Raw genomic sequence first — 26146 nt, forward strand, 5'->3', positions numbered from 1 at the left:
TCACTGGTACATCCACTTTTAACGGCCCCACTACTGTTAATGGTAACTCTGATCTTAATGGCACCTTAGATGTGCAAAATGCTTTAACTGTAGAAAATGGCAACATTACTACACAGAATGGCAACATCAATTCCAGCGGCAGTGTCAACGCGGGCACTAATGTATCTGCGCAGACTGGCATCAGCACTGCAACTGGCAACATCACTGCTGATGATGGCAATATCAATGCAAATGGAAGTCTCAATGCCAACATCCAGGTAGGAGATCCAACCAGTGGATTTGTCAATGCCGGTAGAGATGTCAATGCTGGTAGAGATGTTAATGTCGGCCGTAATCTCAACGTTACTGGCAACGCACAATTCGATAGTGATGTCAATGTTACTGGCGAAACAACTCTCAACGGTTTAACCACAACCAATGGCATCAATAACACCGGAGCTATCAATACTGATACTCTAAATGCAGCCGGTGCTGTGGATATTCAGGGTTTAACGACAACCAATGGCATCGACAATACCGGTGCGATTACAACTGATACTCTCGACGTGGCAGGTACGCTTGAGGTAGATGGTGTAACTACTCTCAATGGTCCAACGATTCTTAATGGTCTCTCCGACAGTAGCTCTGAGGATCTCCTCGTCATCAACAGTGATAACAGTGTTGGTGTAAACAGAAATGTTATCGGTGAGCTCAGAAAAGAGCTCAGAACAGGGATCGCTTCCAGTATCGCCATGGAGAACGCAGAACCTGAGCTTCGTCCTGGCCACCGCTATGCTATTGGTTTAGGTTTTGGTACCTTCGAAGATGAAACCGCAATTGGTACTGCTGCCAAGTTCCTCTTCACTGATCCCAACAGCACTGGCACGGCCGCGACCTTCAAAGTTAGCGCTGGTTGGGGTTTGAATGCTGATACCTTCTCCGCTGGTGCAGGTCTTGGCTTGAGCTTCTAAGCGATTTATGACTCGAAGGATGCGCGTAGTTCGCTAGCTACAGTAAATCACTTCAAAAATATAGTGGATATAGCCCTGAGTTCTCCTAATTCATGTCATTAGTAGAATTTGGGGCTATTCTTTTAAAGAACTTTCTTACCATCAATGACAATGAACCAATATTCCCCAATCACTCTTGCTCGTATTGTGGGATTTATTGTGGTGAGCTTGTCTAGTGTGACAATGGCCATCACTCCTACTTATGCTCAGAACGAATCTCAACCTCAACTGCGTCCTGCTGTACAAACTGAAGGTGATCGCCTTTTATTATTGTCTCTCCTTAAAAGCACATTAATTGCGGTTAATAATGCCAACCTCACCGGAAATTACAGTGTATTGAAAGAATTAGCCGCACCTGCTTTTCAAGCCCAATTTAGCCTAACAAACTTAGCCGATGTTTTTGCGCCAATGCGTCGTCGAGATTCAAACATTGCGGTGATCACCCAGCTGGAACCTGTTTTTTCTGAACAACCCACCCTTGATGAACAAGGTATTTTACGCATGAGAGGCGCATTCCCGACTAACCCCAATACTGTATTCAATCTTGCCTATGCCCAAATCGATGGTCGCTATCGCCTTGTCAGTCTCTATGTTGATATTTTGCCGGAAGAGCAATAATTTTCAAAACCTATACCAAACTGCAACGCAGACAAGGCTAAATTTTCGCGGTAGGATAACAGTTAGTTCTAAGCGTGCTTTTTTATACCGAAAAACTATGTTAAAGAAATTTTTATCTCGCCTTGTGGCGATCGCCCTGGTGATTATGGTGAGCGTAACTGGACTAACAGCCTGTAGCGGCACCAGTGCCAGTGGCCTAACCGGGAAATATGTAGATGATACTTTACTCGTCGTCGAAAATCTGACTGAAGCCATTCAACTACCTGCCGATGCCCCTAACCGCAGCGAAGTGCAGGCAGCGGCCCGCTTGCAGATGAATGAATATATGTCCCGCTACCGCCGTGATCCGAAAACCTCTGGGCTACGTTCTTTCACTACCATGCAAACTGCGTTGAATGCTTTGGCTGGTTACTACAGTTCCTTTGGTAGTCGCCCCTTACCTGAAAAATTAAAAACACGTTTAGCGACAGAATTTGAAAAAGCCAATATTGCTGTGAAGCGTGGTATCTAATCTTTTAATTAAGCCTTACATTGTTGAACTAATATTTTGTAATCTCTCCTTGAAAAGCTTGGGGAGGTTTTTTTATTTCAGCAGGTCAAAAGCACTGATCCTAGCGGAGATATTTTTGTAGTGCTTTAAGTAATTCGTCTGGTGTACTTGTCTTTGAAATAAAGTCTGTGACCCCAGTTAAGCGCCCTTTAACGCGATCAAAAAGACGATTGTTATCGGTCATGAGCAAGACTGGTGTTTGACGAAATAGTGATAGTTTTTTCAATTGGGTGCAAAATTCAAGACCGTTATTGTTGCCATCAAGCTCTAGATCTAAAAGAATTAAGTTTGGTTTTTCTGTTAAGAGATCCGGTAGTGCCTTGGTGAGATCGGCGATCGCCAAATAACGATAACGCTGTTGCTTGAGGATTTGACGGAGGTGCTGATGTTGTTTGGAGTCTAGGCTTAGATAGGCGATGAGTGGCTGATTCTCAGCAATCACTGGCTTTGAAGCCGTCGGCTGGGGGGGAGCATTCGTCAGCGGTGACGACAGATCATCTAACATCTTGACATCAATAAACCCTAACTTCATGTAGGGCATCAAGAGTCGGGCGACCTGGGGCACATCCTGTTTGAGACGGATCGATAAATCCCAAAAAGTTCGCCGTCCCGTGACCAAACTCGTTAGTAACTGGTAATTGGCTTCCGAAGAGCGCGCCTGTAACAGATCTGGTTTAACAATAACAGGGGCAACCTGAGGCGACAGGTGGGCAATCTCTAGATTATTCCACTGTTCAAAGAGTCGCCAAGCTCGCAAAATACTTTGGGCTGGGTCAATTAAAATCAGCGGATCTTCCTGCTGCTCTGTGACGGGGTCGAAATGGTAGGTGACTTGCGTACTCTGGCTGACTTCAAAAAAAATCTCGGTGGCGATCGCCTCAATCATGCGACGAATTTGATCCCGCGTAATCCGTTGTTGCCCATGCCAAGTTTGAATCAAATCATATTCCCAATGCAGTTTAATCGCCTGGGATGTAATGGCCGATAAACCCTGTTGCAATAGTTGCGTATTGGCCGCGATGTGGGGCATTTGAGCCGTCAGATGACGCCGCCAACGCCGTACCGAGTGGGTTCCCCCCGAAGCATAGACCAGACGACCAAAATACAAGAAAAAAGACCATTGATGCGATCGCGGGTCCGTCAAGATCAAGCGACCCGTAAACTGGGGCATTTTGAGGGTCTGGAAAAGGGTTGTTTGCTTCGCTGCATCAAAATTGCGAATCGGAATTTCCGGGGGCAAGTTGGCATTTGTCATCGCATAACCCTTAAGCTTCAAAATAGAAACACCACTGCAACATTAATTGACAAACAAACCGCAGTGATTGCCTACACTAATACTCAATACTAAGTCATTTATTCTGTTCCTATCATCACCATGACACACCAAAGTACAGATTTTTCCCGTTTAGCCAAACACCTCGAAGCCTATACCCGTAAGTATGCCCATGAAGTGCTGCTACTTCACCTAGGCCACGGGGAAATAGAAGACCAAATTATTATTTTTAAAGGCTTTTCTAGTTCTTTGATGCAGCCAACAGACTATAATCCCGATAACCCAGTTCTAGCAGAGATGCCAATTCTCAGGATTGATCGTCTCCAAAGTCCCTACAATCCAAACCAGCCTATTTTCCTCGAACAAAACCTTTCCCTAGAACAGATGCAGCAATACCTGAGCGATGCCGACATCTGTTAAAGACTAATTTCTCTAACCGACAAAAAAAGGAGAGCCACCTTGTGACTCCCCCAATCATCAGGGTGCATCTACTATCTTTAATATAGCCCAGTCTACCTGGGGGGACAATCCCCTCACCCCAAGAAAATTTCTAGCCCCGCAGTTTCTGGGCCAGGATTTGGTTGAGCAGTTTCGGATCAGCACGGCCGCTGGTTTTCTTCATCAGTTGCCCCACAAAAAAGCCCTGTAACTTTGTTTTTCCGGCGCGGAATTGTTCCACTTTCTCAGGATTGGCGGCCAAAACTTCGTCCACCATGGCCTCTAGGGCACCTGTGTCTGAAATTTGGGTCAAGCCGCGACTATCAACAATTGCCTTGGGCGAACCGCCTTGCTCTAACAGTTCCGGGAGAATTTCTTTGGCAATTTTGCCGCTAATGGTGCCATCGTGAATTAAATTAACAAGTTCAGCTAATTGCGTTGCCTTTAGGGGAAGCTCAACAATCGTTAGACCGACATTTTTATTCAGGTGGGCAGCGATGTCTTGGGTCACCCAGTTGGTCACTTGTTTGGGATCTGCCCCAGCCGCCACAGCCGCTTCAAAGTATTCAGCTACGTCGCGGTCGTCGGTTAAAACCCTCGTGTCATAGGAAGACAGACCATACTCGGTTTCGTAGCGCTCTCGTTTTTGGGCGGGGGTTTCGGGGAGTTCGGCAGCCCATTTTTCTAGTTGTGCTGGGGTCACTTCGATGGGGGGCAGGTCTGGCTCTGGAAAATAACGGTAATCGCTGGAGCCTTCTTTTTTCCGCATACTAAAGGTGCGCTGGCTACTTTCATCCCAGAGGCGCGTTTCTTGGTAGATGGGTTCCCCTGTTTCGACGGCTTTGATTTGTCGCTCGATTTCGTAGTCGATCGCCTTTTGGATCGCACTGAAAGAGTTCATATTTTTGATTTCGACTTTGGTGCCGAATTCTTCTTGGCCGACAGGACGAATGGAAATATTTACGTCACAGCGGAGAGAGCCTTCTTGCATGTTGCCATCGCCGATGCCGAGATAACGGACGAGGCGGCGCAATTCCTGGGCGTATTCAGCAGCTTCTTTGCCAGAACGAATATCCGGTTCTGAAACGATTTCTAACAAAGGAATCCCGGTACGATTAAAATCCACTTTGGAGTAGGTGGAACCCGCGAGGCGATCGCTCCCGGCATGGACTAATTTTCCGGCGTCTTCTTCCATGTGGAGGCGGGTCACGCCAATGGTTTTTTTGACTGGGGGGTCACTGGGTTTGTCGGCGATTTCAATTTCTAGGTGACCATGCTCAACAATGGGCAGATCGAATTGGGAGATTTGGTAATTTTTGGGTAGGTCTGGATAAAAATATTGTTTCCGGTCAAATTTGCTGTAGGGGCTGATTTTTGCCTTGAGGGCCAGGCCCATTTTCACCGCTGATTCCAGCACCTTTTCGTTTAAAACGGGCAAAACTCCAGGATAGCCTAGGCAGACGGGACAGACATTGCTGTTGGGGTCGCTGTCAAATTTAGTAGAACAATGACAAAAAATTTTGCTGGCGGTATTGAGCTGACAATGGGTTTCGAGCCCAATAATCGCTTCATACTCGGTTTTGCGGGGTGCTGCAACTGCCATAGGACTTTTTTATTTAGGAAACGTACAAAAATCAATAGCCTCTATTCTATCCTTGGCTGGTTGAGTTACTGTGCTCGGTTAGGGTGATACCAAGGAAAAAGCATTGTTATTACAGCTCAGAGAGCAAAGAGATCCTGTGGGGTCAGGGTCAATTCAGGAAACTGTTGTGAAACCAGCTTCTCTTCTTGTGTGAAAATCCTTTCATCATATAGACCTTCATTGAAAGTCAGAATCGTAATTTTTTCGGCGCTCGGATCAATGAGCCAATATTCCGGAACGGTGATCGCCGCATATTCAGAGCGCTTATAACGGTAATCTCGAATCACCGACTCTGGACTGACAATTTCCACGACCAAGTTGGGTGTCGATTGATAGATGCCAGCTTGATCCACCGCAGCGGCAACCTTTTGTTGATCAACCACCATCAAATCGGCAATCCGTGATTTTGCGTAACCGACCCGCAACCCTGTTTCCCGGAGGCAATACAGGGGGAGATTTAAGCGCGTGATTTCTTGTTTCAGGCGATCGCCTAATTTTTCCGCAAGTAAAATATGGCGAAAGGTGGGGGGCGTCATTGCAACTAAATTGCCATCTTCAAGTTCGTAGCGGGTATCGGTGCCGTCATCATATTGGCAATACGCTTCAAAGCTATAACGGTTTGTCGAGGTGGCAACCATGGGCGGAAGTTTCTTTAGGGAAATAACTTCATTGCTTCCCATTGTACTGGACTGTTTTTCCAGACATCGTTAAACGTTAACGGCTCGCAATTTGGGCGAGGTGCCAATCGGGGCGGAGGTTTTGGGCGTGGCGCAGGTAAGAATGGTAAATCTCCGCCTGGGGTTTGGGGGTATTGAGGTGAATTAAAACGCGAATACAACGCTCTAGGCTCCCTTGGACAGCCATTTGCTGCACATCGAGGAGGGGCACATTATCCCAGTTGGGCCGTTGCCGGGCGATCGCCGCCGGAAAAATAGCGTCCAAATCGGCGGTGGCAGTGAACACCACACTGATAATTTCTTCGGGGTCTAGTTGGTTGCGGACTTCAATGTCATCGAGTAGTTCCCGCACCGCATCGGCGATCGCCTCCTTGGTATTGGCCGTTGCTGTAATTGCGCCTCGAATAGCCCGCACCTTCCAGTCCACGTTGGTTTCCTCCGCCTCAAGTATCAAAAATTTTCGAAATTAGGGTCGATAGAGCCACAGGGGTTGTCCCGCCGTTGCCAGTTCAAATTCTACCCAATTAAGGGCGTTCCCCACGGGCGAACTCAGTTGATTGCGACTCAAAAGGCGAGTAATCAGGGGTTTGGGTTCCTCAATGGTGCGACATTCTGCCTTATCTGGATCTAAGCCCGCTAATTTTGCGGCCCAAATGCGGGCGTCTTCTTCAGTACCGAGGCGATCAACGACACCAAGCTCCTGCGCTTGTTCTCCGGTAAAAATGCGACCATCGGCAAAGGTTTTCACTGTTTCCACATCCAGATTGCGGGCTTCGGCGACGGTTTTGACAAATTGGCCGTAGCTGACGTCGATCATTTCCTGGAGAATATTTTCTTCCGCCTCGGTCAACTCCCGGTCAAAGGACAAAATATCCTTGTAGGGGCCAGACTTAATTACCTTAAAAGAGACACCAACCTTTTCGAGGAGCCGCTCTAGGTTATTGCCCCGCAAAATAACGCCGATGCTGCCTGTAATTGTCCCCGGATTTGCAACGATGTGCTGCGCTCCCATGCCGATGTAAACGCCCCCGGAAGCCGAAATATTGCCGAAGCTGGCGACAATCTTTGTTTTTTCCTGGAGTTTTTTGAGGGCGTAATAAATTTCTTGGGAGTCGCCCACGGTGCCCCCAGGGGAATCGATCCGCAACAGCAGGGCCGGATATTTTTTCTCTTCGACTTCTTCGAGGGCTTTCAGGACTCGTTTTCGGGTATCAGCGGCGATCGCCCCGGTGATTTCAATACGCGCAACTTGTTTACGGGTTTTCGGAGGAAACGGCCACACCATAGGTATTTGTCAAAAATAAATAATGAAATATTAGCAGGCCCTGCAGATTAGACGTTGAGGGCACTAATCCCCTATGCTAACTGATCCGCTGGGTCTTACCGTGGTTTTTTCAGCGGTAGTGGGCAAGTTTTGGGGGCCAGTGGCGGGGGGACTGTACGGGAAAGAACAACAAAAATTATAAATTTCCCCTATGCTTAACATTACTACACATTACCGCGAGTCTTTATAGTTGCCCTGAATTTATGGCCCTCAATCTCTCGAAGTCGAACTTTAGTCAATTTCCCTTGGTACTGATTGCACCCTTTTTCCTGTGGGGTACGGCCATGGTCGCGATGAAGGGCGTGATTCCCCAGACCACACCTCTTTTTCTAGGAGGGTTGCGCTTAGTGCCAGCGGGATTATTGGTGTTGCTGTTCGGACTCCTATCGGGACGCGATCGCCACATTTCTTGGCAGGGTTGGCTCTGGATTGGCCTCTTTGCCCTAGTCGATGGCCTCATGTTCCAAGGCTTTTTAGCAGAGGGACTCGTGAAAACAGGAGCAGGATTGGGTTCCGTGATGATTGACTCGCAACCCCTTGCTGTGGCCCTTTTATCGAGTTGGCTATTTGGGGAAGTAATCGGCTTCTGGGGTTGGCTAGGGTTAGGTTTCGGGATTTTGGGGATTAGCTTAATTGGCATTCCTGATGCGTGGATTTTGGCGCTGTTCCAGGGAGATCTTTCTTTTTTTCAGTGGGAAAACCTCGGTATTAGTGGTGAAGTGTTGATGCTGGGGGCTTCCCTATCGATGGCAGTGGGCACGATTTTGATCCGTTATGTCAGTCGCCATGCGGATCCGGTGATGGCAACGGGCTGGCACATGATTCTCGGCGGCATCCCTCTCTTTATCGCCTCGGATCAACTAGAAACCCTGCAATGGCAATTTGTTAGCACGTCGGGCTGGTGGGCCTTGGCCTATGCCACGATTTTTGGCAGTGCGATCGCCTATGGTTTATTTTTCTACCTGGCGTCCGAGGGCAATTTAACTAGTCTTAGCGCCCTGACGTTTCTCACCCCTGTTTTTGCTCTAATTTTCGGCAATGTCCTCCTCAACGAAAAACTGAGCCCCCTACAATGGGTCGGTGTAGGCTTGACCCTGGTGAGCATTTATTTAATTAACCAACGGGAAAAAATTGCCGCTTGGTTTTCCCAAGCTGAAGCTGCGGCAGGGGTAGGCACGCCCCAAGACAGTAAAATTCCCGTCGAAAGCAGCAAACAAAATTAGGTTTCTTTCTGAAGCAAATGCTGGTTTAGAAACTGGGATATTCGGGCTAAGGCGATCGCCGGAATTTCGTGGCCCCCAGAAAATTCAAAATAGTCGAGGGGAACGCCCACTTGACCCAGTTGGGTTTTGGCTTGGTGGGCTGCTTGGATCGGCACCACGGGATCTTGGGTGCCGTGGATTAGTAACGTGGGTGAATAATCTTGGGTTTGTCTGGTACTTGGGTCGTAATGGAGATAGCCGCTACAGCTACAGAGGGCGGCAAAATTAAACTGCAAACCGACATCGAGGGTCATCGCGCCTCCCTGGGAAAAGCCAATCATCGCGGTTCGTTCCGGAGGAATGCCCGTATTTTCTGGTAGGATTTGCAGCCACTGAAAAAGGCGATCACGCGCCTCTGGCAAACCCTGAAAATCTTCCCGTTCCAGGGCATACCAAGCCCGCCCCTGGGGACTTTGGAAATGGGGAAAAGGTGCATTGGGGAAAAGAAAGTGACAGTGGGGAAGATCCAGCATCCGGGCCAAGGGCTTGAGGTCATGGTAGTTGGCCCCCCAACCGTGGAGCATCACCACCAAATATTGCGCGGTCTCCGGTGGGCAGTTGGCAAATTCTAAACTTTCTAACGGGGCGATCGCCATAATTTTCTATTCTCCAAATTTTCAAAACATTAAATACCGCAAACAAAAAAAGAGAGCCGCCATAGCCCTCTTTCACATTTCTCACTCAGAACAATTAACGGTCAACGGAACCCATAATCACGTCAATGCTACCGAGGATCGCCATAATGTCCGCTACCTTCACGCCTTTCAGCAGGTGGGGCAAAATTTGGAGGTTATTGAAGTCTGCCGAACGAATTTTCCAGCGCCAGGGGAACACATTGTTATTGCCCTGGATGAAAATTCCCACTTCTCCCTTGCCACTTTCGAGACGGACATAATGTTCGCCATCGGGGATTTTGAACGTCGGCGCAACTTTTTTCGCGATGTATTGGTAATCGAAGTCGTTCCATTCGGATTTTTTCCCTTCTAACATCCGCTTGGCTTCGAGGTTTTCGTAGGCACCACCGGGCATTCCTTTCAGAGCTTGGCGAATAATTTTCACTGACTCGCGCATTTCCCGAATCCGTACCAAATAGCGGGCAAAGCAGTCCCCTGCAGTTTCCCACTGTACATCCCAGTCAAAATCGTCGTAGCACTCGTAGTGATCCACTTTGCGGAGATCCCATTTCACCCCAGAGGCCCGCAACATTGGCCCTGACAGACTCCAGTTGATCGCTTCATCGCGGGCGATCGTGCCGACCCCTTCTACCCGGCGGCGGAAAATGGGGTTATTGGTGATTAGTTTTTCGTACTCATCAACTTTGGGATCGAAATAATCGCAAAAATCTAAACATTTATCGTTCCAACCGTAGGGCAGATCGACGGCTACACCACCAATGCGGAAATAGTTGTTGTTAATTAGGCGCATTCCAGTGGCGGCTTCCCACAGGTCATAGATCATTTCCCGTTCCCGGAAGATGTAGAAGAAAGGCGTCTGAGCACCGACATCCGCGAGGAAGGGGCCAAGCCAAAGGAGGTGATTGGCAATGCGGTTCAGCTCCAGCATGATCACGCGGATATATTGGGCGCGCTTCGGCACTTCGATATCGGCGAGTTTTTCGGGGGCATTAACGGTGATCGCTTCGTTAAACATCCCTGCGGCGTAGTCCCAACGACTCACATAGGGGACATACATGACATTGGTGCGATTTTCGGCAATTTTTTCCATACCCCGGTGCAGATAGCCGATGACGGGTTCGCAATCAACGACGTCTTCCCCGTCAAGGGTGACGATCAAGCGTAATACGCCGTGCATGGAGGGGTGGTGAGGCCCCATGTTAATCACCATAGGTTCGGTACGAGTTTCAATTCTTGTCATGGATCCGCAGGTCTTCCGTTATGCTTATTTAAATTAAATCTGGTGATGGGGTGAGATGGTTTGTTTGTGCATTGCGTTTTTCCAATCTCCTGAATCACCGTTGCTTATGAGTTGCAGTGATTGGCTTTTAGATGGTTTGACGCTAGGTTTATTTACTCTCTGAACATTATAAAGTTTCGCTTAACCATGACAAGCTTGCCTCCCTTTCAGCGATCGCCTCTTCTGTTACAGGCTTTGACCCACCGCTCCTTTGCCAACGAACAACCAGAGACAATCCAAGACAATGAGCGCCTGGAATTTTTAGGCGATGCGGTGCTCAAGTTCATCATGGGAAAGCTACTGTATGAGCGTTATCCTGACTTTCAGGAAGGGGAACTGAGCCGGTTGCGGGCCAGTTTAGAAAATAATCGCCACCAGCTCGCTGAATTTGCTCAGGTGTTGGATCTTGATCAGATCTTGCGCCTCGGCAAAGGGGCCGAAAAGGAAGGGGCCAGGCAAAACCCAGAAATTTTGAGTAATACCTTTGAGGCGGTCGTCGGGGCTTACTTTCTAGACGCGGGGATCGAAGCGGCGATCGCCTTTGTTGAAACCTTAGTGATTCCCGTAGCCGATCGCCTCGTGCAACAACCAAGCGATCCCCTCGCCCAAAATTTCAAAGGCCAATTGCAAGAGTGGGCCTTAGCAAACCACGGTGAAATTCCGAAATACAAAACCCTAGATGAATCCGGGGCCGACCATGCAAAAACTTTTACGGTGGCGGTTTATCTCCAAGGACAGGAATGGGGCCGGGGTCAAGCGGCCTCGAAGAAGCAAGCCCAAAAAGCCGCGGCCCAGGTTGCTTTACAAAAATTAACCCCTTCATCAGTGCCCACCGAGCCGTCTCCTAAACCACCTGCAACAGATGATCGTTTTGCCCTCCTCCAAGCCCTTGCCACCCAAATCACCCCGCGCCAATCCCCTTAATTGGGCGAGAAAATGGCTGTGCTTGATCCCCGATGCAGGCTTGGTTTGGTGTCGCTGCGAAAAATTTCGATACAATATAGTGTGATTTACTTTACAAAACCACACAATTCATTGACGGCGAAACCACTGTGACCCAGTATCCTTCCGTTGCCCCCGACCACAAACTTGGTTCTACCACCTTGACCCGCTATGACGCCAAGGCGATCGCCAAACATTACCGTTGGCGACCCTGGCAATCCCTGTGGCGGGCCTTTACGATCATTTGGCTATTTGGGTGGTTTTCCTTCAAATTGTGGCTAGATAGTAAACGCGAAGAAGACCCCGAAACCCGCGCCCGTCGCGCCAACGAACTGCGTGAAATTCTGACCCGCTTAGGGCCGACATTTATCAAAGTGGGGCAAGCCCTTTCAACCCGGCCGGACTTGATTCGTCCCGACTTTCTCGAAGAATTAATCAAGCTCCAGGATCAACTGCCTTCTTTTGATAACGAGATTGCCTTTGCGATTATTGAAAAAGATCTCGGTCGTCCCGTCGATGACATTTACCAAGAAATTTCTCCTCATCCCGTCGCGGCAGCCAGCCTCGCCCAGGTCTATCGGGCACGTTTGTATAGTGGTGAAGAAGTTGCCGTTAAGGTACAACGTCCCAAATTACTCCCGCTGCTGACCCTTGATCTGTACCTGATGCGTTTAGGGGCAAGCCTGTTTGCCCCCTATCTTCCCCTCAACTTGGGCCATGACTTGACGTTGATTGTTGATGAATTTGGCACCAAGCTTTTTGAAGAAATTGATTACATTAACGAAGGTCGCAACGCCGAGAAATTTGCCGCTAATTTTCGCGATGATCCCACTGTTAAAGTCCCTGCCATTTATTGGGAATATACAAGCCATCGCCTTCTCACTCTGGAATGGATTCAAGGTTATAAGCTCAACGAATTAGACCGCATCCGCGCCGCTGGCCTAGACCCTGACAAAATTATTGAAATTGGCGTGACCACGGGACTGCGACAATTGCTAGAACATGGTTTCTTCCATGCTGATCCCCACCCAGGTAATTTGTTTGCCACCTTTGATGGACGCATGGCCTACATTGATTTCGGCATGATGGATCAATTGGATAACACCACCAAAGAGACCATTGCTAGTTCCGTTGTCCAGCTGATTAATCAGGATTATCAAACTCTGGCGAAGGATTTTGTGGAATTGGGTTTTCTCGCCCCTAAAACAGATATCCGTCCGATTATTCCGGCCCTAGAAAAAGTATTAGGAAAAGCGGTGGGGGAAAGTGTCGGTGATTTCAATTTTAAGACGATTACCGATGAATTTTCGGCGCTGATGTATGAATATCCGTTCCGGGTGCCGGCCAAGTTTGCGCTGATTATCCGCTCCCTTGTGACCCAGGAGGGATTGGCCCTAAGTCTGAATCCGGATTTCAAGATCGTCGAAATTTCCTATCCTTATGTTTCCCGACGCTTGTTAACTGCTGAGACCCCAGAGCTACGCCGCAAGCTCCTAGAAGTACTCTTTAAAGACGGCAAGTTTCAATGGCATCGCCTCGAAAATATGTTGGCGATCGCCCAGGCCGATAATCAGTTTGATATTTTACCCACGGCCCAAATGGGTTTCCAGTATTTAATGTCCGAAGAAGGTGAAGAAATTCGGCGGATGATCCTCCTGGCCTTAACGGAAGACGATCGCCTCCACACCGAAGAAGTACAACGACTCTGGGCGCTCCTGAAAGACGAATTTCAACCTCAAAAATTACTGGGGGCCGCCTGGTCAAATCTCCGCCAATTTTCCGGTAAGCGTTTAACGGCTGTTTTGCCGAGTTTCGCCCAATCTCGGTCATAATGAAGGCTAGTTAATAAAGTTTTGTTAAAAAATCCATGGAAGAATATTATTACTATTACATTCCGCAGCCGCCGTTTTTGTTGGTAGGCCTTGGCTTGTTTATTGCCCTAACTAGCGGCTTTGCGTTCCAGAGTACCCTGAAGCTCAAAGCACGGGGGATTGTTGCCAATAACGACGATATTCGCAAACAGTTATCCACCATTGATTTACAACTGCCTCTCTTTGGCATTGGTATGGGCATGAGTATTTTTCTCGCCAGTGGTTTAGAAGTCTTTTTTATCCCCGCTTGGTTTGCCTACAGCTTGTCTTTACCTTTAACCATCGGCACTGTGGGTCTTTTATGGAAACAATTAGAGCGAGTCTTTGCCATTCTCCGGGAAGGCGGATCAAAAGCCTTAGAAGTTGATTCTTTCAATATTTTTTAAGGCCAATTTAGCGCCCAACACAACCGAATTATCACTCAATCGCCTCCTTTAGTCCGGGAAAAAATGCACCAGGTTAAATCCTGAGGCTCGTCCCAGCCGTTCAAAGGGAGGCAATGCTTCTTTTAGGGCTGGTTGTTCTGTCAACAAATCTTGGTGAATGAGCCAATATTGCTCGCCAACGGGCGCTTCGAGGGGCTGGGGACGCACAGGGCGATCGCCATAGAAATCTAAGCTGGGCCGACTGTAATCGAAGGTGGTGAAAATAATCGCATCGGCTGAGGTTTCCGCCCGAATAATGGCGGCAATGGGTTTGACCGGAAAGGCTTCGTTAACTTCCCAGACCCAAGCCTGGGAGCAAAACAGCAGAGCCAAACCGCAATACATTCCTCCCACCAAAATATAAAGAGCCTGGGGCCGGGGCCAAAGCCAGGTAGTCACGGCAAACATCCCCCCTAGGGTCAAGGCCATCAAAATCAAGGGAATCTGGGGATCTGTGAAGTAGAGATAAATACCTCCCCCCAAAGCGGCGATCGCCAACAACCCAAATAGCCCCCGCAGAAACATCGCCTTGCGTGGTGGTGCATCCCAGAGCTTCGCTAAGTAATGTCCCAGCGCAAGGGCCAAAAACGGGTAAATCGGCATCACATACCAGGGCAATTTTGTCCCCATCGCAGAAATTAAACCCAGATAAAAGATGCTGCCCGTCAAAATTAATTTGCTGCTAGAAGTTTGGCGGGTCTGCCAAAGATATTGATAACTCTGGGGTAGAAAAAATAACCAAGGGGCCGTGTATTTGGCTATTTCTAATAAATAAAACCAGGGGGGCTCTTGGTGACTTTCAACGGTACTAGCGACCCGGTCAAACCCTTGATTGAAAAAATGAACCTGAATAAAAGTCGCACCATAATGCTGAATTTGCGCCCCATACCAGAGAAGCACCGGGCAAGCGCCGAGACCCAACCCCAGCCAAATATAGGGATTTTTAAAAATAAACCAGCGGCGATCCCAAATCACAAACAACAGGGCGATCGCCCCCAGGGGAAGCATTAATAACCCCTTGACAAAGGCAATGATGCCCAAGCCCAGACCAAAACCCAGTCCCCAGATGGGAGATTTTTGCACCTTGAGTAAACACCAGAGACTGAAGATGAGGGCCGTTAAAACCAGACCATCAAGCATCAGCAGACGACCATGGCGCACCACTGGCAAGAGGGTGAGATAGACCAAGGCACTCCACAGGGCAGGCGATCGCCCCTGGAATAATTGCCGTCCGAGGCAGTAGAGGAGAGGCACTCCCAGAGCACTTCCTACAGCCCCTGGTAAGCGACTTGTCCATTCATTCACGCCACCGAGGGTATAGCTACTGGCCACGAGCCAATCCATTAAGGGGGGTTTCAGCAGGTAAGGATCGCCGAATTGGGTGGGATGCAACCAGTTGCCAGTACGGAAAATTTCCCGCGCCACCAGTGCCCTGGTGCCTTCATCCCAATCCCGGAGGGGCATATTTCCCAGATTCAGGCAAAACAAAAAAAGGGCCGCTAGGCTTAAACCTAAGATAATTTGGCGATCGCCAAGGGTTTGGCTCCAATCTTCCCACCGACGCTTGCTGTGGCTCATGAAGAAGTTTTTGTTTTACGGCTGGTGGTTTTTTTTGCTGTTGTTTTTTTCGTCGTCGTTTTCTTTTTTGTCGTCGAACGCTTCTTCGTTGCTTTGCTACCCGCTTTTTCGGCGATTAGTTCGAGGGCCTTTTCGAGGGTAATTGTTTCTACGGTTTCTCCTTCTGGCAAACCTGCATTCACTTTTAAGTGATTCACGTAGATACCATAGGGGCCTTCATAAACATTGACTGGTTCGTTATCAGCGGGATGTTTCCCCAGTTCCTTCAGGGGCGTCTTTGTTTTGCCCCGGCCACGGGAACGCTTTGGTTGCGCTAATAGTTCCATGGCCCGTTCAAAATCGATCGTAAAAAGATTGTCTTCTTTTTTAAGAGACCGATAATCTTTACCTTCTTTTCCTTGGTCGTGGACAACATAGGGGCCAAAGCGACCGAGACCCACTTTGACGGGTTTGTTGGTTTCGGGATGTTCTCCCAATAAGCGCGGCAACGCTAACAGATCCACCGCCATTTGTAGGGTGAGCTCTTCTGGTTTAACGGTTTTGGGGAGGGAAGCACGCTTGGGCTTTTTCTTCTCTTCGGTGACTTCGCCCAGTTGAACGTAGGGGCCATAGCTACCCACAAGTAAGTAGATGGGATCGCCTGTTTCAGGGTGCGTCCCCAATTGCTCGGGGCCTTCGGTTTTTGTTTGAGAATTGTCTCAACCTGCTCCGGATCGAGGTCAGCGGGGGTTAAATCCGCTGGTAGGGAAGCGGTAATTGTTTCTTCGCCGTTAGCAGCTTCAATGTAGGGGCCAAAGCGACCAATTTTGACTTTCACGGGGAGGTTTTCGATGGCGATCGCCTTCGCGGTGGCCGGATCAATATTTTCCTCGCGCACTTTTACTTGGGTACCCAGGCCATCATCTCCGAGGTAGAAATTTTTTAGATAGGGTAACCATTGGGCTTTGCCGGTGGCAATCTCATCGAGGGTTTGTTCCATTTGGGAGGTGAAATCTGTATCCACCAGATTAGGGAAATGTTCCTCCAGGAGGGCCGTCACCGCAAAGGCCGTAAAGGTGGGAGTTAAGGCTTTATCGCGAATTTGCACATAACCGCGATCCACGATAGTGCCGATGATTGTGGCGTAGGTACTGGGGCGACCAATGCCTTTACTTTCGAGGGCTTTGACCAAACTAGCCTCGGTATAACGGGCCGGGGGTTGGGTATTGTGATCGACTTCTTCTAATTTTTTGCAGGTGGGCTGGTCTCCTTCCTTGAGATCGGGGAGCACCACTTCTTGGTTTTCGAGGGCAGCATCAGGATCATCAGAGCCTTCCACATAGGCCCGGAAAAAACCCGGAAAATCAATGCGTTTACCAGCAGAGCGGAACTCGGCATCATCGACCTTGAGAATGACCGACAATTGCGTGAGACGAGCATCGGCCATCTGGCAAGCGACGGTGCGTTTCCAAATGAGGTCATAGAGGGCTAACTCTCGACCACTGAGGCCGGTTTCCTGGGGCGTGCGAAAGGTGTTGCCCGCAGGCCGGATCGCTTCGTGGGCTTCCTGGGCTCCTTTACTTTTCGTTTTGTATTGGCGCACCTTGGGGCTGAGATATTCTGTGCCGTATTTTTCTGCAACGCAACTACGGGCTGCGGCGATCGCCTGTTCGGAAAGATGCACCGAGTCCGTCCGCATGTAGGTAATGTAGCCTTCTTCATAGAGCTTCTGGGCGGTGCGCATGGTATCCCGCGCCGAAATACCGAGTTTGCGGTTGGCTTCCTGTTGCAGGGTCGAGGTGGTAAAGGGAGGAGACGGGCGGCGGGTACTGGGTTTTTCTTCGGTTTTGCTGACCGTCCAAGGTTGATCTTGTAAACGCTCCTTGAGGGCGATCGCCTCTGCTTGGGAGAGAACGACAACTTTTTTACCCTTGCTGAGTTTCCCCGTGGCCGCATCAAAGTCACTCCCAGACGCTAATTTCTTGCCGCCGAGGGTGATCAGCTTGGCCTCAAATTTTGATTTCTTCTGGAGCAGTTCCGCCTTGAGGTCCCAATAATTAGCCGATTGAAAGGCCTGCCGTTCCCGTTCCCGTTGCACCAACAGGCGTACAGACACCGATTGTACCCGTCCCGCCGAGAGGCCCTTGGCAATTTTGCGCCAGAGTAAAGGCGAGAGGGTATAGCCCACCAAACGGTCTAAAATCCGGCGGGTTTCCTGGGCATGGACGAGGTTTTCGTCAATTTCCCGGCAATTGGTTAAAGCTTTTTGGATCGCCTCTTGAGTGATTTCATGGAAGACCATCCGTTTAATCGGCACCTTGGGCTTGAGCACTTCGAGCAAATGCCAGCTAATACTTTCCCCTTCCCGGTCTTCGTCCGTTGCCAGGATTAACTCATCGGCTTCTTTGAGGGCTTGCTTGAGTTCAGTGACAACTTTCTTCTTTTTCTTCGGCACGATGTAGAGAGGCGCGAAGTTGTTTTCCACATTGACCCCAAGCTGAGACCAGGGCTGCCCTTTTTGTTCCTTGGGGATTTCCTCGGCAGAGGAGGGTAAATCGCGGATATGGCCCATGGATGCCGTCACATGATATCCCTTCGGTAGATAGTTCCGAATGGTACGGGCTTTGGTCGGGGATTCAACGATGACAAGGGTAGACATGGGCTGTCAAAAAAAGTGAGGGTTTAGGTGTTTAGGCTTCTGATATACCTTACATATCTAATCAATGGCCCATAAGCCCCTGTTTCGTCAAGGATTAAATTTTTCTAAGTCTCTGGGATAGAACCGGGAATTAAGGCGTTTGCCCTGTTTTTAAGGTTTTGTTGTACGGCAACGGGTTGAAATCCCCGTCCTTTGGGGCGTACCATGGGTTGATACATCTTGACCACTGCATCCCGCAGCGCAAACTTAAGCCCAGCGGGTCGTGTCGCAAGAAAAAGTATTGGGTCTGGGGAACCCGGACGCCTGCCTGTGGAGGCAATGTAAGACCAAAAGAACGACTGAGATCTAGAGGCCATTGCTGTTGAATCAGGAAGCCCTTTCCCGTCTGTGGTGGGGTAGTTCACTGGAAGTTGGTTCACTAAGCCGAAGAGCAAAGATGGATTTTTCAAGCACTGTGGCAAGCCAGTTGTACACTGGGGCAATTCTGCCGGAAAGTATCGTTATTTTGACCCTCATCGTTGTTTTGGTGGGGGATTTAATTGTCGGACGCGCTCGTTCGGGTTGGATTCCCTACGCGGCGATCGCCGGACTGTTGGGGTCAGTATTCGCCTTGTACCTCGGTTGGGATAATCCCCATCCCGTTGCCTTTTTGGGGGCATTTAACAGCGATAACCTCAGTATTTTATTCCGGGGCATCATTGTCCTGTCTACGGCCTTCACGATCATGATGTCGGTGCGCTATGTGGAACGTTCCGGCACCGCCCTCTCTGAATTTATCTGCATCTTGCTCACGGCCACCCTGGGGGGGATGTTCCTCTCTGGGGCGAATGAGTTGGTGATGATTTTTGTCTCCCTCGAAATGCTTAGTATCTCGTCTTATCTACTGACGGGCTACATGAAGCGAGACCCCCGTTCCAATGAGGCCGCCCTCAAGTATTTGTTAATTGGGGCCGCGAGTTCGGCGATTTTCCTCTATGGTGTGTCTTTGCTCTACGGCCTATCGGGTGGCAAGACAATTCTCAGTGAGATTGCCCTTGGATTTACGGATCCCCAGGGGGGCCAATCCCTGGCGTTGGCGATCGCCCTGGTCTTTGCGATCGCCGGGATCGCCTTCAAGATTTCAGCGGTGCCCTTCCACCAATGGACCCCTGACGTTTACGAAGGTTCGCCGACCCCCGTTGTTGCGTTTCTCTCGGTGGGTTCTAAGGCCGCTGGTTTCGCCCTGGCGATCCGTTTGTTGGTAACGGTCTTTAACCCCGTGAGCGAAGAATGGCACTTCATTTTCACAGCTTTGGCAATCCTCAGTATGGTCTTGGGGAACGTGGTGGCCCTGGCCCAAACCAGCATGAAGCGGATGTTGGCCTATTCTTCCATTGCCCAGGCGGGTTTTGTGATGATTGGCCTCGTTGCGGGCACTGATGCGGGCTATTCCAGCGTAATTTTCTATCTGCTGGTGTATTTGTTCATGAACCTGGGTGCATTTACCTGTGTGATTCTTTTCTCTCTCCGGACGGGCACAGACCAAATCGCGGAGTATGCGGGTTTATACCAAAAAGATCCGTTACTGACCCTCGGCCTCAGTGTTTGCCTACTCTCCCTTGGGGGCATTCCGCCCTTGGCTGGGTTCTTCGGGAAAATTTATCTGTTCTGGGCAGGCTGGCAAGCGGGCCTCTATGGCTTAGTGCTGTTGGGTTTGATCACCAGTGTGATTTCGATCTACTACTACATCCGCGTGATCAAGATGATGGTGGTCAAGGAACCCCAGGAAATGTCTGATTCTGTGCGCAATTATCCAGCGGTCACTTGGACGGCTGTGGGGATGAAACCTTTACAAGTGGGTCTGGTGCTGTCGGTGATCATCACGTCTTTGGCGGGGATTCTCTCGAATCCGTTGTTTGTGATTGCGGATCAATCTGTCACCAGTACACCGATGTTGCAGGCGGCAAATCATCCTACAGAACAGGTCGTTGCCCAAGTAGACAGCGAGCTGGTTGGAATGGCGATCGCCGAGCATTAAGCAACGGTAAAACAATATTTTCAGTTCAAGATGATGACCCTCTGCCGCAATTGGTAGGGGGTTTTGATTAGCATGGGAGCAGAGTTCGACTGAGCAAACGACATGACCCGTACAGTGTTGATCTGTTGTCACCATACCTGTCCAAAACAGGGTTCAACGGCGATTTTGGCCGCCTTCCAAGCTCAAGCGCCTGCTGATGTTGAAGTGCGACAGACTGGGTGTTTTGGGGAATGTGGCAATGGCCCCCTGGTGCGCGTGCTGCCCGATGAAGTGTGGTATGCCCATGTGCAACAAGCCGATATTCCAGCAATTGTTAAACAGCATTTGCGCCAAAACCGACCCGTCAAACAGAAGCTCTATGGCAAATTTCACCAACCCAATCACGGGGCGATCGCCGCTCTCTTTTTATTTTTTCCTTTTTCGGCTTTCTGATCGGGCTATGTTGGCTCTTGGCTAGTCACACGGAAGTCTTTTGAAAATCATGAAAATAAGCTGGCCGCCAGTGATGTTTACGTGCCAGAACTCGCTAAGATGAGGGGCGATCGCCTTTTATTCCCCTTAAACCGCTCTAAAAACTATGGATCTAAAATCCCTGATTCGTGACATCCCTGATTTCCCCAAGCCCGGCATTCTCTTCCGCGACATTACCACCCTCCTCAATCACCCCGAAGGCATGCGCTACACCATGGATGCCCTAGTGCAACTCTGCCTTGAAGCCAACCTCAAACCCGATCATGTGGTGGGGATGGAGTCTAGGGGGTTTATCTTTGGGCCGACCCTCGCCTACAACCTCAATGCTGGTTTTGTCCCCGTGCGTAAACCCGGTAAACTCCCCGCCGCCGTCCACACCGTCGAATACGAACTTGAATACGGCACCGACACCCTCGAAATTCACCAGGATGCCGTGGGGTCTGGGGACAAAATTGTCATCGTCGATGACCTGATCGCCACCGGGGGTACCGCCAAAGCCACCGCAGAACTGCTTACAAAAATTGGCTGTGACATCATTGGTTTTGTGTTTATCGTCGAACTCCTAGATCTCAAGGGCCGCGATCGCCTGCCAGACGCCCCCGTGCTTTCCCTCATACAATACTAGGCAGGATTTGGAACACCCGATTTAACCCCCCAATGAGCATTCGTAATCCCCTGACGATCTTTGATCGAGAAACGATTTTTTATATCTTAAAGCGCCTACTCCAGGCGATTTTTACCCTATTTTTGGCTTCGATCCTGAGCTTTGTGATTATCCAATTGGCTCCAGGGGATTACCTTGATGCCCTCCGGCAAAACCCGAAGATGACCGAGGAGACGCTCTTAGATCTCCAAAGTCGTTTCGGCCTCGATCAACCGATTCTGACCCAATATGGCCGCTGGCTATGGCGGGTGGTGCGCTACTTTGATTTTGGCATTAGTTTTGAATCCTTCCGGCCTGTCCATGAGCTGCTCCTAGAACGGATGCCCGCCACCCTACTCCTGGCGCTCACGTCAATTATCGGTACCTGGGCGATCGCCATTCCTTTAGGGATTCTCAGTGCGGTGAAGCAAAATACCGTCCTCGATAAATTTTTGCGGGTGATTAGTTACCTCGGCCAGGGTTTGCCCAGCTTTATTACGGCCCTCGCCTTGCTGATGGTGGCCCAACAGGTTTCCCCGTTACTCCCGGTGGGGGGCATGACCAGTATTAATTTCGTGGATCTCCCCTGGTACGGCAAAATTCTCGACATCGGCTGGCACATGATCCTACCCACTATTGCCTTGAGCTTAACAGGCTTTGCGGGGTTGCAACGGCTGACCCGGGGTCAACTCTTGGATGTGTTGCGGCAAGATTATATCCAAACGGCGCGGGCCAAGGGCTTACCAGAAAATCGTGTGATCTATGTCCACGCCCTCCGCAATGCGATTAATCCCCTCATTACCCTGCTTGGCTTTGAATTTGCCAGTCTGTTGAGTGGCTCGTTTATTTCTGAATTTTTCTTTAACTGGCCGGGCCTGGGAACTTTGACGTTACAAGCGGTGCAATCCCAGGATTTGTATTTAGTCATGGCGGCCCTGATGATGAGTGCAACCATGCTCATTGTGGGGAATCTCCTGGCAGATTTGATGTTAAAGTTTGCTGATCCCCGCATTAAATTAGACGATTTGAAGTAATTGCATCATGGCCTCCAAAAAGCGCCACAGCAGCAAAGATTTATGACCAAGGTTCCCCCGTTGGGGCTTCTTTTCCTAGAGTAGAGAAAACGACGGGGGACTTATTTTATGGTGCGTTGGCTGAAGCGTCTTTGGCGGAATCTTGTCCGTAAATCGACCCATGTCCGTCAGGAACCACTCAATAAAGTGAGTATTGTAATCCTGATTTTGATCGACATTTTTGTGTTGATCAATGTGTTTCAGGGTCTTGATAGTGTTGGTAACTGGCCCCTTTCACCCCAGGAACGGTATCCTTGCTACCGCGTTTATCAGACCTATCAAAATAACGATAACTCCGATAAAGACTTTACCTGGGTAATGGAAATGTTGGGGGATTATCCTTCCCAAGACATTCAACCCGTCGAAACAGAAGGGCGTTTGGGGGAAGTTTCTAGCCAGTGCGATCGCCTTTTGGCCCTCACACCAACGGTAAAAAATCCGGAAACCCTGACTTTATCCAAAGAGATTCAGAATTTACAAACCCAAATTAATGAAGTCAACCAACGCATTGCCACCTACAAAGAGCAATATGATTCGACGCTTTTAGAAGAAATTGCGGGTCAAGATCCGAATCAATCGATCAACGAAACAACGGCAGCCCAAACGAAGGCGGACATTGAGGCCGCCGAAGCCCAAAAAGCAACCCTGACCGAGACCCTAGATCGTAGAAAAGCCGAGCTTCTTAATCAATCAGAGGTACAAACGTATTTAACAGCCATTGGCGATCGCCAATTTTTTGCGACTTTAAAACAGGATTTTGAACGGGCTGAATTTTGGCACCCCAATCGGCAATTCTTTTTGCAGACCCTTTTCCTCTTACCGCTGATTTTGATTAGCTATTTTTGGCATCGTCAGGCCGTGGAGCGGCACCGGGGAACCCAGGCGCTTTTAAGTTGGCATTTATTACTTATTTTTCTGATCCCCCTGCTCATTAAAATTCTCCAATTTATCCAGTTTGGGAATCTAGTGCGGGCAATTTTTGATGTCTTGATCGCAATTTTTGGCGGCTTAGTTTTTATTTCTAGCTATCTGCTGATCTTGATTATTCCGCTGTTGGGCTTTGGCTTGATTAAATTTCTCCAGCGGTTTGTTTTTAATCCCAAAGTCCAGGCAAAAAGTCGCATTCAAAAACAGCGCTGCATTCAATGTAGTAGTCGGCTCCGCAAAGGCGATCAGTTTTGTCCTTTTTGTGGATTTGAACAATGGATTAGTTGCCCAAACTGTGCGGCAAAAACCTATAAATACACAGAATATTGTCGCCAGTGCGGGGTGGATTTATCGGATTCTCTGCCCCAGTAAATTTAAAATTATTCAGGCCGCTCTAGGTTTTCTGGCAGGTCAATGAACACTCGGTCTTCTGGGGTGACGCCCCGGACAATCTGGGTGCGATCGCCGACGGTCGCGCCGATGATCACAGGCTTAAATTGGGGGGTGTTATTCGCATCAGGAATGAGCACCCCGGTTTCGCCATTTTCTGTGGCGATCGCCACCGTGGGCACTGTCATCACATTAGTTAAATTTTGGCCGACGAAAGTAACGTCAGTATTCATCTTCGAGCGGAGAAATTCCCGACCCGATAACAGGGCAATGCGCACCTCAAAGGAAGTCACATTATTTTCGACAATCGCTTCCGGGGCCACCAACAACACCCGTCCCCGAAACACCTGGGCGGGATCCGCATCGGCAACAATTTCCACATCCTGACCCGGTTCAATTTGCTGAATATCTACCTCCGGCACCCTGGCGACCACTTCTAAACCCCGCGCTAGGGCCAAAATAGACGAAGAGGTGGCCGAGGCCGTACTCGAAGCGGCAGTCGTTGGCGTTACAAATGCCCCTTCGGTGGCGAATTTTTGGGTGATCACCCCATCAAAGGGCGCCCGAATAATGCTGTCTTGGAACTGTACCGCCGCAATTTGTCGCTGGGCCTGGGCCTGTTCGAGGGCCGCTGTCAGTTGAGTTAACTGGGGTTCAGCGTTGCGTTCGAGGCGATCTAGGCTCGCTCTGGCTTCGACGGTGGCAGCGGTAAGGGCTTCAAGTTCGGGATTGGCGGTATTTCTGACCTGGGCTAACCGTTGCTGGGCTTCAAAAAAGCGGGCGCTAGCATTGTCAAATTCGTTGCGGACATCGTCATAGGTTTCCTGGGCGATCGCCCCACTGTCGAGGAGTGTTTCAAAGCGTTCAACCTTGTCCTGGGTGCGCTGGAGATTGGCTTGGGCTGCCGCCAGTTGCGCATTGGCTTGATCAATTTCTTTGGGAATGCGCTGTTCCGCCTGTTGCAGTTGGGCTTGGGTGCGAATGTAGCGGGCGCGAGCTTCTTCAATTTCTCCCTGGATACGGGTTTCTGTGGCCCGGAGTTCGGCAATGCGTTGTTTCGTCAGAGATTCAGCACGAATCCCCTCGGCATACAATTCACTATTATCCATAATTGCCAGTTCTTGGCCTTCGGTGACAACATCTCCCTGTTCCACCAGCAGTTGGGCGAGGCGACCGGGGGTTTTGGGACTGATGTTAACGCTCTGGATCGGTTCGACAATGCCGTTGGCCTCGATGCGCACCGCTAAATTTTCCACTTCAACGGGAACGGTCAGGGCTGCCAGTTGTTCTTCATTCACCCCTGCTTGGCGATCGCCAAACATTCTCGCCACCGGCAGACCAATGAGTAGCACCCCACCAGCTAAGGCCGCCAAGGACAAAACAACTTTTTTGGGGGTGACAAGGGCACCAATCATAGGAATTTTTGCGGGGGGTTGCGTGAACAGGACTAATCCGTAGTCTACTGTAATCCCTCAAAATTGAAATAGTCCCCCGTGGGGAATCTTTTTACAATGGTTTTACGTCAATTGCGGGGGAAAGTCGCTAGACTTGGTTTTAAGAATCGTTGTTTCGTGAAGAGTTGAACCGTGCCTAAACATCGTTGGTTAGTTGCCCTTGGAGCCTGTGTTAGTGTGTTGTGGATGGGAAATAGTCCTGTGCGATCGCAGGCGGTACTGCCCCTGAGGCGGGATTTTGACCAGGCCCAAATGGAACAACAGGGGCTGATGCTCATCGAAGATGCAATTCAACTTTCTCGCTTCCAACAATATGAATGGGCGATTCCCCGGGCCAAACTCGCGACCCAACTGGTGCCAGAACGTTTTGAAGCTTGGTACATTTTGGGCACTCTCCTCGTGCAAGAGCGGGAACTTGATGCCGGGATTCAGGCCCTCACCACAGCAAAACGACTCAATCCCCGTGAAAGTGGTGTCCATAGTATTTTGGGGTCGGCCTATTTCCAACAGGGAGATTATGAAGGGGCACTCCGGTCGCTGAAAACGGCTAGCCAGCTTGGGGACAATTCCATCGAAACCCTCTTCGATCTCGGCAATACCCAGTATAAACTCAAGCAATATGATGCGGCGATCGCCACCTACAACCAAGCCGTTGCCCTCGATGCCACCTTTTGGCCGGGGATTAATAATATTGGCTTGATTCAGTACGAACAGGGTAAAGTTGATGCCGCCATTGACAGTTGGCAAAAGGCGATCGCCCTCGACCCTACCGCCGCAGAACCCCAACTCGCCGTTGCTGTGGCCACCTACACCAAAGGCGATCGCGCGAAGGGCTTAGAACTGACCCGTACCGCCCTGGATCTCGATGGTCGTTACGGCGAAATTGATTTCCTCGTGGAAAACCTCTGGGGCGAAAAGTTGATCCAGGCCACCCAAGCTGTATTTGATACGCCAACCGTCCAGGCTTTCTTTACAGAACTCGACCGCCGGGCATTTCAACCGGAGATGGAACCCTAGGGACAAGGGTGCG

Annotated in this window: 24 protein-coding genes and 1 pseudogene; 14 read left to right on the plus strand and 11 right to left on the minus strand. The window is 49.7% G+C overall.

What is annotated here, in order from left to right; all coding sequences use genetic code 11:
• The 3 genes from AACR41_RS03270 to psb27 all read left to right on the plus strand — a co-directional run.
• A partial coding sequence (locus AACR41_RS03270) for a hypothetical protein (RefSeq protein WP_030007765.1) occupies nucleotides 1-950 on the plus strand: 950 nt, incomplete at its 5' end.
• A gap of 144 nt (nucleotides 951-1094) precedes the next feature.
• Nucleotides 1095-1607, plus strand: a complete 513-nt coding sequence (locus AACR41_RS03275; protein WP_138071537.1) for a hypothetical protein — start codon at nucleotides 1095-1097, stop codon at nucleotides 1605-1607.
• Nucleotides 1579-2118 carry a photosystem II protein Psb27 gene (psb27, locus tag AACR41_RS03280; RefSeq protein WP_071884935.1) on the plus strand — a complete coding sequence of 180 codons (540 nt, stop codon included), beginning with the start codon at nucleotides 1579-1581 and terminating at the stop codon, nucleotides 2116-2118. Before AACR41_RS03275 ends, psb27 begins: the two co-directional genes overlap by 29 nt.
• 100 nt (nucleotides 2119-2218) lie before the next feature.
• Here psb27 and AACR41_RS03285 read toward each other — a convergent pair whose 3' ends face one another.
• Entirely contained in the window at nucleotides 2219-3412 is a 1194-nt protein-coding gene (locus AACR41_RS03285) for a response regulator (RefSeq protein ID WP_030007768.1), read from the minus strand.
• A 120-nt stretch (nucleotides 3413-3532) separates the two neighbouring features.
• On the opposite strand from AACR41_RS03285, the gene AACR41_RS03290 reads away from it, so the two are divergent.
• Nucleotides 3533-3850, plus strand: coding sequence for a DUF7734 family protein (locus AACR41_RS03290; RefSeq protein WP_012308130.1), 318 nt, complete (start codon nucleotides 3533-3535; stop codon nucleotides 3848-3850).
• 130 nt (nucleotides 3851-3980) lie between these two features.
• Here AACR41_RS03290 and gatB read toward each other — a convergent pair whose 3' ends face one another.
• From gatB to sppA, 4 genes are all read right to left on the minus strand, one after another.
• Nucleotides 3981-5471 carry an Asp-tRNA(Asn)/Glu-tRNA(Gln) amidotransferase subunit GatB gene (gene gatB / locus AACR41_RS03295; protein WP_030007769.1) on the minus strand — a complete coding sequence of 497 codons (1491 nt, stop codon included), beginning with the start codon at nucleotides 5469-5471 and terminating at the stop codon, nucleotides 3981-3983.
• A gap of 116 nt (nucleotides 5472-5587) precedes the next feature.
• Entirely contained in the window at nucleotides 5588-6148 is a 561-nt protein-coding gene (locus AACR41_RS03300) for a Uma2 family endonuclease (RefSeq protein ID WP_030007770.1), read from the minus strand.
• A 76-nt stretch (nucleotides 6149-6224) separates the two neighbouring features.
• Complete coding sequence (gene aroH, locus AACR41_RS03305) at nucleotides 6225-6614, minus strand: chorismate mutase (protein WP_030007771.1); 390 nt, start codon at nucleotides 6612-6614, stop codon at nucleotides 6225-6227.
• Between the two features lie 39 nt (nucleotides 6615-6653).
• On the minus strand, nucleotides 6654-7472 hold the full coding sequence (gene sppA / locus AACR41_RS03310; RefSeq protein ID WP_012308133.1) for a signal peptide peptidase SppA: 819 nt from the start codon (nucleotides 7470-7472) through the stop codon (nucleotides 6654-6656).
• Between the two features lie 242 nt (nucleotides 7473-7714).
• On the opposite strand from sppA, the gene AACR41_RS03315 reads away from it, so the two are divergent.
• Nucleotides 7715-8734, plus strand: coding sequence for a DMT family transporter (locus AACR41_RS03315; protein ID WP_030007772.1), 1020 nt, complete (start codon nucleotides 7715-7717; stop codon nucleotides 8732-8734).
• Here the strand turns inward: AACR41_RS03315 and AACR41_RS03320 are convergent.
• Both AACR41_RS03320 and AACR41_RS03325 read right to left on the minus strand, forming a co-directional pair.
• The gene (locus tag AACR41_RS03320; protein WP_030007773.1) at nucleotides 8731-9369 is read right to left on the minus strand and encodes an alpha/beta hydrolase; all 639 of its coding nucleotides are present in this window, start codon (nucleotides 9367-9369) and stop codon (nucleotides 8731-8733) included. The genes AACR41_RS03315 and AACR41_RS03320 overlap by 4 nt on opposite strands.
• Before the next feature lie 94 nt (nucleotides 9370-9463).
• The gene (locus AACR41_RS03325) at nucleotides 9464-10648 is read right to left on the minus strand and encodes an NAD(P)H-quinone oxidoreductase subunit H (RefSeq protein WP_030007774.1); all 1185 of its coding nucleotides are present in this window, start codon (nucleotides 10646-10648) and stop codon (nucleotides 9464-9466) included.
• Nucleotides 10649-10834: 186 nt separating this feature from the next.
• Between AACR41_RS03325 and rnc the strand changes: the two genes are divergently transcribed.
• From rnc to AACR41_RS03340, 3 genes are all read left to right on the plus strand, one after another.
• A complete protein-coding gene (rnc, locus tag AACR41_RS03330; protein WP_030007775.1) occupies nucleotides 10835-11611 on the plus strand; it encodes a ribonuclease III in 777 nt (258 codons plus the stop codon).
• 128 nt (nucleotides 11612-11739) lie between these two features.
• Complete coding sequence (locus tag AACR41_RS03335) at nucleotides 11740-13461, plus strand: ABC1 kinase family protein (RefSeq protein WP_030007776.1); 1722 nt, start codon at nucleotides 11740-11742, stop codon at nucleotides 13459-13461.
• A gap of 35 nt (nucleotides 13462-13496) precedes the next feature.
• On the plus strand, nucleotides 13497-13886 hold the full coding sequence (locus tag AACR41_RS03340; protein ID WP_030007777.1) for a hypothetical protein: 390 nt from the start codon (nucleotides 13497-13499) through the stop codon (nucleotides 13884-13886).
• A gap of 48 nt (nucleotides 13887-13934) precedes the next feature.
• Here the strand turns inward: AACR41_RS03340 and AACR41_RS03345 are convergent, their stop codons facing one another.
• The 3 genes and pseudogenes from AACR41_RS03345 to AACR41_RS03355 all read right to left on the minus strand — a co-directional run bounded on the left by AACR41_RS03345 (nucleotide 13935) and on the right by AACR41_RS03355 (nucleotide 18497).
• Complete coding sequence (locus tag AACR41_RS03345; protein WP_030007778.1) at nucleotides 13935-15503, minus strand: ArnT family glycosyltransferase; 1569 nt, start codon at nucleotides 15501-15503, stop codon at nucleotides 13935-13937.
• A pseudogene (topA, locus tag AACR41_RS03350) lies at nucleotides 15500-18141 on the minus strand (type I DNA topoisomerase). The gene AACR41_RS03345 and the pseudogene topA overlap by 4 nt, the downstream one beginning before the upstream one ends.
• Before the next feature lie 104 nt (nucleotides 18142-18245).
• Entirely contained in the window at nucleotides 18246-18497 is a 252-nt protein-coding gene (locus tag AACR41_RS03355) for a hypothetical protein (RefSeq protein WP_216627663.1), read from the minus strand.
• An 80-nt stretch (nucleotides 18498-18577) separates the two neighbouring features.
• Between AACR41_RS03355 and AACR41_RS03360 the strand changes: the two genes are divergently transcribed.
• From AACR41_RS03360 to AACR41_RS03380, 5 genes are all read left to right on the plus strand, one after another.
• The gene (locus AACR41_RS03360; RefSeq protein ID WP_030007780.1) at nucleotides 18578-20158 is read left to right on the plus strand and encodes an NAD(P)H-quinone oxidoreductase subunit N; all 1581 of its coding nucleotides are present in this window, start codon (nucleotides 18578-18580) and stop codon (nucleotides 20156-20158) included.
• A 102-nt stretch (nucleotides 20159-20260) separates the two neighbouring features.
• Entirely contained in the window at nucleotides 20261-20590 is a 330-nt protein-coding gene (locus AACR41_RS03365; RefSeq protein WP_045442333.1) for a (2Fe-2S) ferredoxin domain-containing protein, read from the plus strand.
• A gap of 145 nt (nucleotides 20591-20735) precedes the next feature.
• A complete protein-coding gene (locus AACR41_RS03370) occupies nucleotides 20736-21254 on the plus strand; it encodes an adenine phosphoribosyltransferase (protein WP_030007782.1) in 519 nt (172 codons plus the stop codon).
• 32 nt (nucleotides 21255-21286) lie between these two features.
• On the plus strand, nucleotides 21287-22306 hold the full coding sequence (locus AACR41_RS03375; protein ID WP_030007783.1) for an ABC transporter permease: 1020 nt from the start codon (nucleotides 21287-21289) through the stop codon (nucleotides 22304-22306).
• Between the two features lie 108 nt (nucleotides 22307-22414).
• A complete protein-coding gene (locus AACR41_RS03380) occupies nucleotides 22415-23644 on the plus strand; it encodes a zinc ribbon domain-containing protein (RefSeq protein WP_030007784.1) in 1230 nt (409 codons plus the stop codon).
• Between the two features lie 8 nt (nucleotides 23645-23652).
• On the opposite strand, the gene AACR41_RS03385 is transcribed toward AACR41_RS03380, so the two are convergent.
• Nucleotides 23653-25077 carry an efflux RND transporter periplasmic adaptor subunit gene (locus tag AACR41_RS03385; protein WP_012308147.1) on the minus strand — a complete coding sequence of 475 codons (1425 nt, stop codon included), beginning with the start codon at nucleotides 25075-25077 and terminating at the stop codon, nucleotides 23653-23655.
• A gap of 171 nt (nucleotides 25078-25248) precedes the next feature.
• Between AACR41_RS03385 and AACR41_RS03390 the strand changes: the two genes are divergently transcribed.
• Nucleotides 25249-26133, plus strand: coding sequence for a tetratricopeptide repeat protein (locus AACR41_RS03390; RefSeq protein ID WP_030007785.1), 885 nt, complete (start codon nucleotides 25249-25251; stop codon nucleotides 26131-26133).
• The last annotated feature ends 13 nt before the right edge of the window (nucleotides 26134-26146 follow it).

The sequence above is a fragment of the Picosynechococcus sp. NKBG042902 genome (genome assembly GCF_963864045.1).
Classification (GTDB): domain Bacteria; phylum Cyanobacteriota; class Cyanobacteriia; order Cyanobacteriales; family MRBY01; genus MRBY01.